Below are 11419 nucleotides of genomic sequence, written 5' to 3'. Positions count from 1 at the left end.
GGGGTTACGACGATGCTTCTGAGGGCCGGGACGACGACACCCGCACTCCGCCGCACCACCCTGGCGACGACCGTGGCCCTGGCCGCCACCTTGCTGGCGGCGCCGGCCGCCACGGCGGACCCGGGCTCCGACCAGTGCACGTTCGCCAAGACGAACCACAAGTACGCCAGCACGCCCTGGGCGCTGCAGCGCGTCAACCTCGACGAGCTGTGGAGCGAGTCGAAGGGCAAGGGCATGAAGGTCGCCGTCATCGACACGGGCGTCGACACGTCCAACCCGCAGCTCACCGCCGCCGTCAACGCGTCCCTGGGCGCCAACTTCCTGCCGAAGAAGGACAAGAAGGGGCAGCCCATCGAGGACCGCGGCAACGAGAAGGGCACGACCGACACGGTCGGCCACGGCACGCGGGTGGCGGGCATCATCGCGGCCCGTCCCATGAAGGGCACGGGGTTCGTCGGACTCGCGCCCGAGGCCACGATCATTCCGATCAAGCAGAACGACTCGGAGGGCCACGGCACGGCCTCCACCCTCGTCACGGCCATCCGGCACGCGATCAAGGAGAAGGCCGACGTCATCAACATCTCCCAGGACACGGCCGGCGCCGCTCCGGACGAGGACCTGCACAGGGCGGTCGAGGACGCACTGGCCGCCAACATCGTCGTGGTCGCCTCGGCGGGCAACGACGGCCTGGACGGCAACTCGAAGAACACCTACCCCGCGTCCTACGAGGGCGTCCTCGCCGTCGCCGCCTCCGACCGCAACAACGAACGCGCGGCCTTCTCCCAGCCGGGCGACTTCGTCGGCGTCGCGGCACCCGGCGTCGACATGATCTCCACGGTCCCGAAGGGCGGCCACTGCTCGGACAACGGCACCAGCTTCTCCGCGCCGTACGTGGCCGGCGTGGCCGCGCTGATCAAGGCCAAGCACCGCCGCTGGACGCCCCGCCAGATCGTGGCCCAGATCGAGCAGACCGCCGAACGCTCCATTCCCGGCCACGACCGCCTGGTCGGCTGGGGGGTGGTGGACCCGGTCCGCGCCCTCACGGAGGATGATCACCCGATCGAGTCGCCCCGCCCCGATGCGGGCCTCACCCACGCGGAGGCCCCCACCCCCGCCGAACTGACTCTGGGCGAAACCCCTCAGGAACGCACGGCCCGCTTCGCGACGTACGTCGCCGTGGGCGTGGCGGTCCTGGTGGCGGGTCTGAGCGGAGGAGCGGTGGCCCTCCGCGACGCCCGCCGCAGGCGTCGCGCCCTGGAAAGCCGTCCATGAAGTCCATGACGGTCCTCCTGTTCGTCCTCTCCGCGGTCCTCGTGGCCATGGCCTGCGTCAGGGCGGACCGGGTCCGCGCCTGGCGGGAGTCCCTCAACCCCTCGGCCACCGAGCTTCCCGACTCAGCCTTCGTCGTGGCCCGGATCACCTTCCTCACCCTGGCCGCGTTCGGTGTCTACTACGGCTTCCAGAGCGTCTCCCTCGCCGACGGCATGGCATGGAGCGACGACGAATTGGCCAGCGCGGTCAGCGGCGCCACGGACTCCCTGGACGGGGAGGTCGTCTACGCCGGCCCCCACGAAGGCGTGCCCACGGACTTCGACGGCGAGTACCCCCTGAAGGTCGAGGACGAGGTGGCCGAACACGGCGGCGGCGACGCACCCGGCCTCGGCGTGGACGCGACACCGACCGACCCGGGCGCGTCCGACGAGGCGTACTACACCGTCACGGCCGACGGAACCCCGTCGGCGTTCTGCCTGCACGTGAAAGTGGGGCGGGACAAGAGCGGCGACTACGAGGCACCTGGGATCGCGGGCCGGTCATACCCGCAGAAGGCCTACACCTACAGCGTGACGAGCCGAGAGGGCGAGTGCTGAACCGCTCGTCACGGCCGGCTCCGACGTCGCATCAGCGGCCGGAGAGGGCCCGGCAGGCGTCACTCCCGGCCACGGCAGCCGCATACCCCTCGACGAAATCGCGCATGGCCGACGCCTCCACCTCATGCGAGGTCCGCACCGTGGCCCAGAGGCTGCTGTCCGCCGAGGCGGACGCCGGACAACCGACGAGGCCGACGGCTCCCGTCTTCGAGTAGATGACGCGGCCGCCGGCCGCAGTCGCGTCGGTCGGATCCACACCGTACGCGGAGGCGGCCACGTCGTGCGCGGTGGTGTCCGCATCGTGCTTCTCCACGGCGCTGGAGAAGACGATCTCCCCCTCCACCGAAAGCCGGCAGCGCGTGGCACCGACCGCCGACGACGACTTTGCGCTGATCCTCTCACCGGCCGGCAGCAGCGGCTCCAGCAGAGAGCGGGCCACGTCGGTGCCGCACACATCGCCGGGTACGGCGTACTCGCGGGTCGGTGACGGCGACGAACAGGCAGCCGTCAGACCGACCAGCAGTGCCGCCCCCAGAAGAGAAGCCGCGGAGCGGACCCCGCCCCCGGAGATGTCGCGCATATCGCCTTCCAACGCAGTGAGTGAGAGCGCGCCCGGCCGGCCCCGGCTCAGGCCGGGATCTCGGTGTCCATGTCCTTGGCCATCGCGTGGATATCGGTGGTGGCGTCGTTGAAACCGGTGGCCGTTCCTTCGCTGACCCAGGTGTCTACCTTGTCGGCGTAGCCGGCGTGGTAAGCCTTGGCCGCTTCATGAGCCGCGGTGTAGTTGATGTTGTTGGTGGAGTCCTTGATGGTCTCCCACCGAGTGGCGATGTCCTGGCCCGCCTCGGCCTGGTACTGGCCGGAGTCGTCCTTGTAGAAGGCTTCCAGAACCATGGACGTCACCGTACCGGCGGCACCGCCCACACCGGCGCCCACGGCGGGACTGGCGATGAAACTCGTTCCGACGCCGACACCCGTACCGACGAACCCGGAGATGAAGTTCTTCTTCTGGCTCACGGCGAAGTCGTAGTCGCTGTCCTTCTCGCTGGCGGGGCCGAGAACGGCTTCCTGCCGCCCCTGGGCGAGGAGACCGTTGAACTCGCCCGCCTTGCGGGAAATGCTCGTGATGGTCTCTTGCGGGTCGTGGGGGTACCGCTGGGCCGCGGGCAGATCCGGGTTCAGGTGGTAGTCCATCAGGCTCGCGGTGTACGCCTTCTCGCCGACGTTCAAGGCGGCGTACCCCTCGGGGTTCTGGCTGACCGTGACGAGGAAACGGGTCACCGCGCTGTGGTCGAGCTGAGCGTCCGTACCGGCGAGGGGATAGAGCAGGTCCCAACCCGACTTGCCATCCTTGACGGTGGGGCCGTCGGCCATGGCGCGGTGGATGTCGGGCAGGTACTCGGAACCGATCTGGCCGAGGCTGTCCGACATGTACGAGTGGTCCTTCACGCGGGAGGGATCGTCGGAGACCGAGTCGACGAGCGCACGCATGAGCTTCGCCTGATCGGCCGAGTGGGGAGGCGTGTCGTCGGTCGGCAGCTCACCCGCAGGATGTCCGGTCGTGGCGGCTTCCAGCGCCAGCGCGAGATTGTTCTGGCCCGTGAAGGTCTCGTCGCCATGCAGATTCGACTCCTGCGGCCACTGCCGCTCCTCGAACAGGTACTGGAAGTTCGACAGCGACACCTTGCCCTTCTTGCCGTTGCCGTCCGTGTCCCGTTCGAAGGGGTTGTCCGGGTCGTCCTTGGAGACGTACTGCTGGTTGAAGAAGTCGGTCGCCGCGTCGGGGCTGTTGGACAGGCCCTTGAGATAGCCGGTGAGCGGGTCGTTGCCGCTGTCGTCGCCGATCCGGTTCAGCCACGAACTCCCGCCCATGTGCTGCCACGCGATGTTCCGGTGCTCACCGTTGCCGGTGAGCTTCCGCTCGGTGGCCATGAGCTCGGTTCCGTAGTCCTTCAGGAACTGGTCGTCGTAGTCACCGGTCCGCATCAGGTTGCTCATGACCTGGAAGCCCATGGGGCCACCCCGGCCGCCCCAGAGCGGCTTGTCCCCGATGTCGATCATCTTGCGCTTCCACTCGGTCATGTCCGCGGAATCGCTCTGCGTGGCGTGGGCCAGCGTCAGCCCCAGGTTCCGTTGCAGGTCGTCGAACTGGTCGAGACGCTTGTGCCCCAACTCCCAGTCGCCCCGGTTGGGATCGCTGATCCCGGTCCAGAACTCCAACGTCTTCTGCGGGCCGAGGTCGGTGGCGAAGCGCTCGCCGAACAGCGGGTCGTTCGCGTACTTCTTCAGCCCCGCGTTGAGCCGGTCGAAGTCCTCGACGGACAGGTCGTCGGGGTCCTTCCTGGCGAGCTTGGCCAGCTCGTCGGCCTCCCTGACGGCATCCGCCGCGGTGTTCCGGTCCTTGTAGCTGGCGTCGGAGAAGCCCAGCCGGGACTGGTCGACGATCGCCATGAGCACCGTCTTGGCCGAGTTGTCGCTCTCGGTGGCCTTGCTGAGGATGCCCTGGATCTCGTCGCGGAGCTCGTCGACGTCCTTCTGGTCGGTCGCGCTCGTCTTGCCGCTGGGGTCGGAGCTCCAGTCGGGCCGCGTGTTGCCCCTGACCGTGAACTTGCCGTCCCCGGCGTCGGTGACGGTCAGGTTCTTCTTCCGCCCGCGTGAGACGGCGTCCGTCAACTGCTGGTGATACGACTTCAGCTCGCCCTGAGTGTCGCGCAGGACGTTGCGGATGGTGGTCGCCTGCGTGTGGGCGTCGCCGAACTCGCCGGCCGTCTTGCCGATGAACTCCCTCGAGACCTGTGCGTTCACTCCGGCCCAGTCGGCCTTGAGTGCGGCCTTGTGCAGGTCGTCCTCGGCGTCCTTCTTCAGGTCGGCGAGGTGGTCCACGAGCGTCGACCAATCGGTCACCGCGTCGTCGAGTAACTTGAAGTTGGCGTGGTACAGAGCGTTGAAGTCCATGGGGTGCCGTCATCCTTCGGGGGTAGCGGTGTCAGCTGACGCGGAGGGAGGTCCCGCCGTCTCCTGCCGGTGCCGCTACTCCTTCTTCTTGCTCTTGTCCCCGTACACGGAGTTCTTCTCGCCCGGCGCCCCGACCCGTTCGTCGAACCCGTCGTCCAGCGCGTCGATGCTGCTCATCTGCCGCTGGATGTAGTTCTCGTCGTTCGCGTGCATGGCCTTGGTGGTCTGCATGTGGTTCGAGATCTGGGCGCAGGCGTCCATCAGGGACTTCAACTGCTCCTCCCAGCGGTTCGACACGTGCTGGAGCCCGGCGCCGAGGGCAAAGCCCTGCTTGGAGAGATCGCCGGCCGCGGAGTCGCTGCTGGGGGTCGCCACCCGGGCCTTGTCCCAGAGCTGGTCGTAGAGATGGTGGGCGGAGCCGCCGATCTTCTCCAGGTCTTTGCGGCCCACCTTGAGGTCGCCGGTCTCGCTGGGGAGGGTGTAGGAGCCGCCGCCACCCGGGTCGACATGGTTGAGCTGTATGTTCGGCGACTGCCCCTGGCCAGCCTGCGCCTTCAGTTGCTCCCATTCGTCCCATGCCATGGAAGGGCCCCTTCCCCGCGGTTAGTCCGGTGACGGGTCAAGCTAGCAACCCATGCTGGGGAAAATCGCGCCATGTCTGTTATGTGCGATGTGTCGCGCGTGAAAATTCGGCGGAGGAGGGTTTGGGGCGGCGCTACCGACCTGCTGGAGGGGGCGCCTGTCGGGGCTGCCGGGGATCGGGATCGCTGGGAGGCGAACTGTTCGGCAACGGCTGGTCCGGTTGCCGCTGTCGGGTGAGGTTTTGTGGTTGCAAAGTCACTCCCCGGTCCGCCTCCACTGTGGCGCTCGGCACGTGCCTGTGAAGCTTCTGCGCAGATGCCGGGCCCCTTCTGTCGTTATTGACCGTCATGTCGATCTCGGTCAGCCATGAGCCGGTCACTTCGGGACAGCATTGCAACTGAACTGTCGAAGAGTTCAGTTGGCCGCGATTTACACAGTGACTACAGTGGTCGGGGATGGATCCGAGGTTGGGCTGCGTGCCCCTCGGTCTGTCCAGCTGTACCAACGGGGAGACGGGGAAGGGGTCGCGGTGGGCGACGGTGGCGGCTCGGATCTGAGGCGCGGCATCGATGCGCTGAAGGAGTTCAAGGGCAAACTCGACAATGCGCTGACCGACTTCGAGGAGGGGCACGGAAGCCCGTCCAAGCTCGCGCAACAGTCGCTCAGCCGGGGGTCGTTCGGAGGCACGAACGCCCCGTTCGACGAGGCGGGCGACCTGCACACGGCGTACGAGACGGTCCACACGCGCCTCACTCACCTGTCGAAAACCCTGGGCATGCACATTGAGGCGCTGAAGCTGGCCTCGCACGCGGCCGATGTCACGTACGACGGCAACGATGACGAAGTCCAACGCCGGTTCTGGCAGATTCGGGCGCATCTCGATGCGCAGTACCGGGACGACGTGAAGAAGGCCGCTCCCGCCGACAAGCAGGCGGGGGAGCACAAGGGCGACAACAAGTCGACGGGGAAGACGGACCTCTCGTGAGCGACGACTGGAAGCAGAAACCCGAGTACAAGTCCGCTGCGCAGCAGGTCGACAAGGAGGTCGGCGAGCAGGTCGCGCCGATCACGACCGCGCAGGGCATGCTGGCCCACATGCCGTTCTTCGGCGGTGGTGTCCGGGTCAACCTGGTCGGATCGACGAACTTCGAGGACCACGACCTCAACGACATGATCGACCTGGTCGAGCATGCCAATCCCGAGCACCTCGAGTCGACCAGCAAGTCCCTGTTCGACGCCGGCAAGGCCATCCGCAAGGCCGCGACGGACCTGGAGCAGCACCTCAAGGTCGACTGGAAGGGCCAGGGCGCCGACTCCTTCCACGACTGGACGCGGCTGCTCATCCAGTACACCAACGGGCTCGCGGGCTATGCCGATGAGGCCGGCACGCACATCTCCGTGGCGGCCACCGGTCTCGCCTCCGCCCGCACTGCCATGCCGCCCAGGGACACCCGGCCGGCGGACGAGCAGAAGCGGCCCTCCGAGCTGCCCAAGGCCAAGCAGGTCGACAGCAATCCGGACTACGCGGCCGCGGTGAAGGCCGAGAAGAACCGCCAAGAGGCCATCAACCAGATGAACCGGCTGGCCTCGTACTACAAGGTCGCGGCGACGGACCTGAGCAAGCAGAAGGAGCCGGAGCCGCTCAAGCCGATCACGGATGTCGGAGTGCCGAGGGCGGCCTATGACAGTGGGAGCCGGCGGTACGGTTCGGGGGCCTCGTCGGCAGCTTCGTCGGCGCCGACGGCCACGGTTCGAGACGATTTCGCGGAAGGCCACACCGGAACGGGCACGTCGCACGGGACGGAGGTCAACGGGCACGTACCGCACGTGCCGCCCATCAGGGAAGTCCACGAGCCCGTCGGGCCTTCCGGCCACGATGTCGGAACGGAAATCAACACCACGACCACGCTGCCTCCCCAGCCGACTCCGACTCCTCCCGCCCCTCCGGCACCCACCCCGCCGACAACCGGCGGAGGTGGCTGGCAGCCGCCCCCGTTGCCGCCGGGGCCGACGGTGCCTCCCGTCACGCCGACCTCAGGTCGTACTCCCGGCTACAAGCCGACCGGTCGGCCTCCCGTGACCGCGCAGGGGCGCACCGGTCCTTCGAGCACCGGAAGTGGCCGAGTGCCGCAGGGCCCCACGGGCCAGCCGGGACGTACCGTCTCCGGCGGCCGCGTTCCGCAGGGGCCGATGGGTCAGGCGGGACGTTCCGTGCCCGGCGGTCGCACGCCGCAGGGCCCGATGGGCCAGGCCGCTCGTGCGATGGGGCGGACGGCACCGGCGGGTCAGTCGGGTGCTCGGGGACCCGTTCAGTCCGGCCCTTCGCCGATGGGGCGCAGTGTCACCGGCGGAACCCCGAAGAACACCAACACGCCTGGCGGACGTACCGGCACCACCGGTCCCACCGGTCCGGTACGTAACGGTGTCGTGGGAGGCAAGCCCGTCACGGGCCGCACGTCCGGAGGGACGACGAATCCCCGTGTCCCGCGCGGTATGGTCGTCGGCGCCAATGAACCGGCTTCCACTACGCCGGCAAAGGGCACCATCGGCCAGCGAGGCGTTGTCGGCGCCGCTACGCCGAAGACCCAACCCGGTGCGGGCCAGGCGGCGCTGCGCTCGGCGAGCAACCCCGAGGGTGTCATCGGAGCGCCCCGTAACTCTGCGAAGGGCCCTGAGTCGAGCGGTGCGGGGCTCGGTCGCGGAGCGATGGGCAGCCGTCAGGCCCCGGGTGCTGAGGCCGGCCGTACCGGGGGGACGGGCGAGAAGGAACAGCGCCACCCGTCGCGGAAGCGGCGCGATGAGCCTCAGACGAGCGACTGAAACACGAGCGAGGACGTACACAGGCATGAAGCCAGGGACCGGTCGACGCGGCACGAGGATGGCCCTCCTGACGAGGCGCAATGCACGGCGCCTGTCGGCCGTGTGTTCGGCACTCGGCGCGCTCGTCATCACGTCGGCGACGCTTGCTCCGGAAGCTGCGGCCTTGGACGTTCAGTCCAAGGAGTGGTACCTGGACGCGATGGGTGCCGAGGACATCTGGAAGATCAGCACGGGCAAGGGGGTGAAGGTTGCCGTAATCGATGGTGGGGTCAATCCGTCAACCTCTTCCCTCAAGGGTCAAGTTCTGGTTGATGAAGTGCCCAAGCCCGTGGCTTATCACGTCACCCACGACGACAACGGACACGGCACGTCCATGGCCGAAATTATCGCGGGCACGGGAGCCGGTGGGGGAATCAAGGGCCTCGCTCCGAATGCTAAGATCATTCCCTTCCGGGTAGATCTGGGGCAATTGAGGGGAGCTGATGAGATCAGCAAGACCCCCGATGGTGCCACAGCAATTCGAGCAGCCGCCAACACCGATGCAAAAATCATCAACATGTCCATGGGTGGCGGTGCCCCGAGTGACGAAGAGCAAGCCGCTGTGAAGTATGCGGTGTCCAAGGGTAAGTTGCTCTTTGCTTCCATCGGAAATGATGGGGACAGAGGTAACATGTCGTCGTACCCTGCCAATTACTCCGGCGTAATCGGTGTGTCCGCGATCGACAAGTCCGGAACCGTGGGCAAGTTCTCCACATTCGGAGACTATGTGGACCTCGCGGCTCCGGGGCTGCACATCCCCTCTTGGTGCGACGGTACGTTCACCGAGTACTGCGACACCGACGGCACCAGCCCCGCCTCCGCCATCGCCTCGGCCTCCGCCGCTCTGGTCTGGTCCGTTCACCCGGACTGGACGGCCAACCAGGTCCTGCGGACCCTCATCGACACGGCAGCTCGTTCGTGGGCGAAGGACAAGCCCAGTAAATACCTGGGCTACGGCGGTATGCGCCCCCGGCGTGTGCTCATCAACAAGAACATCAACCCCGGGCCGGCCGACGTCGATCCCCTGGCCAAGGAGAACGGCGACGGCACCTCGCCGTCCCCCAGCTCCTCGGCCAAGGACCCCTCCGGCAAGCCGACCAAGGACGCCGGCTCGGCCGGCGGGCCCACCTCTGCCGCCGCGAAGGACACCGACTCCGGCAGTGGTGGCCAGACTTGGGTGATCATCGGCGCCGTAGCCGCCGTACTAGTCATCGGAGGCGCCGGTTTCGCCGTGCTGCGTGCACGCCGTAACTCCTGAGCGGTCTCCCGCATACCTGCTCCCTCACCGAGTGAGCAGAAGCCCGCTTGCCGTCGGTGCTGACGCCTGACTCATGGCCCAGTACGCCGGCAAGGTCAGTTCACAACGAAAGGCATGGAAATGGCTTCAGGGCGTCAGAAGGTCAGCGACGGCGACATCATTGCCCTTGAAAAGGAGCTTGCGCACCGCTTCGAGGGGATCAAGGGCCAGCTCCGGGATCTGCAGAGCATCATCGACAGCCTCGAAGGCCACTGGAAGGGCATCGGCGCCGGCGCGTTCAACACCAAGCAGACCGAGATCAACGAGCGCATGGTCCGGATCGGCAACATCCTCGCCAAGTACATCGAGGCCATGAGCAGCACCCGGAAGATCAAGGACGGCACCGAAGACGAGATCCGCTCGCAGGTGCAGAGCATCGACGTCGACTACGGCGGCTCGCACTCCGCGCTGTCCAGCTACTGATCCCGGCCAGGCCACAACATCTCAGCACGGAGGTAATCATGAGCGCCCAGAACCTCGGCGACCTCGAAGTCTCGTACGGCAACCTCGACCACACCGCCACCCAGCTGGCCGACCACGCGCGGCGCCTCGAGGAGAGCCTCGAGGCCATCAAGCAGAAGGTCGCCGGTGTGGCCGACATGTGGGAGGGCGAGGCCCACACCACGTACACCGAGCAGCAGGCCGCCTGGGACCGTGAGGCCACCGGTATCCACGAGGCCCTCGTCGCCATCGGCAAGGTCGTGCACGCGGCCGGCGGTGACTACCAGGGCGGCGACCGGAAGGCCGCCGGCTACTTCATGTAGGCCGGCTCGGCCGGCCGAGCCGGCCGAGCCGCCTCAGGAGTCGGCCGTACCGGCCGGCACGCCACCGCAGCAGGGTGGGCACGCACGGGAGGTGCCCACCCTCTGTCGTGCCGCACGGCCGCGGCAGAGCGAACACGACGCGGGACAGGGAATGAGTGTCACAGAGGGCGCCACGGGCGTGGCCGCCGGCGGAGGAGCGGGTACAGCCGCCGCGTCGCGGCGGAGGGTGGGCCCGTACACCCTGATCACCGCCCTGGACGACCCTCGGACCAAGGTGCCCGTCCCCGAGCGCCGGTACATCGCGCGCAGCGCCGACGGCCGGCACACCGTCCTGCTCTCCCTCCCGCACTCCGGCGGCGATCCCCTGCGCTTCCTCGCCGAAGCCGACGGCTCCCGCTTCCTCCTCGGCCCCTGCGTGTTGCCTGTCACGGCCCTCGCCGCGCCCGGCGAGGCCGCGTGGTGCGCCCGCCCCTATCTGCCCGTCCTGCCGCTGCCGACGGCCTTCGCCGTGCACGGCGGACCGCTGCCCGAGCGGACGGTACGCGCGCTCGGCGTGGCCCTCGCCGAGACCCTGGCCGTGCTGCACGGGCAGGGCCTGACCTTCGCGGGTGTGTCACCCGCGGCCGTCCTGCTCGCCGCCGACGGTCCTCGCCTCTCCTGCTTCGGCGCCGTACGGGCCGCCGCCCCGGACGGCACGCCCCGCTCCGGGCTGCCGGGCCTCGAAGCGGGCAGCCTGCCGCCGGAGCAGGCGTCCGGCGGACGTCCGCGCCCCCTGGGGGACGTGTACGCCCTCGGAGCGACGCTCGCGTACGCCGCCACGGGCCACACGGCTCCGGAGCGCGACGAACTCCCGGCCGCGCTGCGTACCGTCATCGGCCGGTGCCTCACCCGCGACCCCGGCGCCCGCCCGCAACTGGCGGAGCTGATCGCCGCGCTGGCCGGTGAGTCCGCCGCCGACTCCGCCGGTCTCCTCACCCCCGGCTGGCTCCCGGGCCGGTTGATCGCCGCCCTCGCGCACCAGTCGGCGGCCGTCCTCACGGCGGAGACCTCCGTCGGGCCCGCTCCCGCCCACCCCTCCCACCGTCAGAACTGAA

11 protein-coding genes are annotated in these 11419 nt (G+C 68.4%); 8 read left to right on the top strand and 3 right to left on the bottom strand.

Going from position 1 to position 11419, the window contains the following annotated elements; translation table 11 throughout:
* Nucleotides 1–12: 12 nt before the first annotated feature.
* Nucleotides 13–1272 (top strand): type VII secretion-associated serine protease mycosin, encoded by a 1260-nt coding sequence (mycP, locus tag FHS34_RS27480; RefSeq protein ID WP_184970202.1) that lies wholly within the window; start codon nt 13–15, stop codon nt 1270–1272.
* Entirely contained in the window at nt 1269–1868 is a 600-nt protein-coding gene (locus tag FHS34_RS27475; protein WP_184970200.1) for a hypothetical protein, read from the top strand. The genes mycP and FHS34_RS27475 overlap by 4 nt, the downstream gene beginning before the upstream one ends.
* Nucleotides 1869–1899: 31 nt before the next feature.
* Here FHS34_RS27475 and FHS34_RS27470 read toward each other — a convergent pair whose 3' ends face one another.
* From FHS34_RS27470 to FHS34_RS27460, 3 genes are all read right to left on the bottom strand, one after another.
* Complete coding sequence (locus FHS34_RS27470; RefSeq protein ID WP_184970198.1) at nt 1900–2448, bottom strand: hypothetical protein; 549 nt, start codon at nt 2446–2448, stop codon at nt 1900–1902.
* 47 nt (nt 2449–2495) lie between these two features.
* Nucleotides 2496–4823 (bottom strand): hypothetical protein, encoded by a 2328-nt coding sequence (locus FHS34_RS27465; protein WP_184970196.1) that lies wholly within the window; start codon nt 4821–4823, stop codon nt 2496–2498.
* 75 nt (nt 4824–4898) lie between these two features.
* Nucleotides 4899–5405: a hypothetical protein gene (locus FHS34_RS27460; protein WP_184970193.1), complete on the bottom strand. Its 507-nt coding sequence runs from the start codon at nt 5403–5405 to the stop codon at nt 4899–4901.
* Between the two features lie 529 nt (nt 5406–5934).
* Between FHS34_RS27460 and FHS34_RS27455 the strand changes: the two genes are divergently transcribed.
* The 6 genes from FHS34_RS27455 to FHS34_RS27430 all read left to right on the top strand — a co-directional run bounded on the left by FHS34_RS27455 (nt 5935) and on the right by FHS34_RS27430 (nt 11418).
* Nucleotides 5935–6390, top strand: coding sequence for a DUF2563 family protein (locus FHS34_RS27455; protein ID WP_184970191.1), 456 nt, complete (start codon nt 5935–5937; stop codon nt 6388–6390).
* A complete protein-coding gene (locus FHS34_RS27450) occupies nt 6387–8225 on the top strand; it encodes a mediator complex subunit 15 domain-containing protein (RefSeq protein WP_184970189.1) in 1839 nt (612 codons plus the stop codon). Before FHS34_RS27455 ends, FHS34_RS27450 begins: the two co-directional genes overlap by 4 nt.
* Nucleotides 8226–8250: 25 nt before the next feature.
* Nucleotides 8251–9522 carry a S8 family serine peptidase gene (locus tag FHS34_RS27445; RefSeq protein ID WP_446697034.1) on the top strand — a complete coding sequence of 424 codons (1272 nt, stop codon included), beginning with the start codon at nt 8251–8253 and terminating at the stop codon, nt 9520–9522.
* 120 nt (nt 9523–9642) lie between these two features.
* The gene (locus FHS34_RS27440; protein WP_184970185.1) at nt 9643–9984 is read left to right on the top strand and encodes a WXG100 family type VII secretion target; all 342 of its coding nucleotides are present in this window, start codon (nt 9643–9645) and stop codon (nt 9982–9984) included.
* A 38-nt stretch (nt 9985–10022) separates the two neighbouring features.
* Nucleotides 10023–10325, top strand: a complete 303-nt coding sequence (locus FHS34_RS27435) for a WXG100 family type VII secretion target (RefSeq protein WP_184970183.1) — start codon at nt 10023–10025, stop codon at nt 10323–10325.
* Nucleotides 10326–10476: 151 nt separating this feature from the next.
* Entirely contained in the window at nt 10477–11418 is a 942-nt protein-coding gene (locus FHS34_RS27430; protein ID WP_184970181.1) for a protein kinase family protein, read from the top strand.
* Nucleotide 11419: the final 1 nt, after the last annotated feature.

The sequence above is a fragment of the Streptomyces echinatus genome, assembly GCF_014203595.1.
GTDB classification, from domain to species: domain Bacteria; phylum Actinomycetota; class Actinomycetes; order Streptomycetales; family Streptomycetaceae; genus Streptomyces; species Streptomyces echinatus.
Note: the sequence above shows the minus strand (reverse complement) of the source record. Positions and strands in the feature narration are given on the sequence as shown.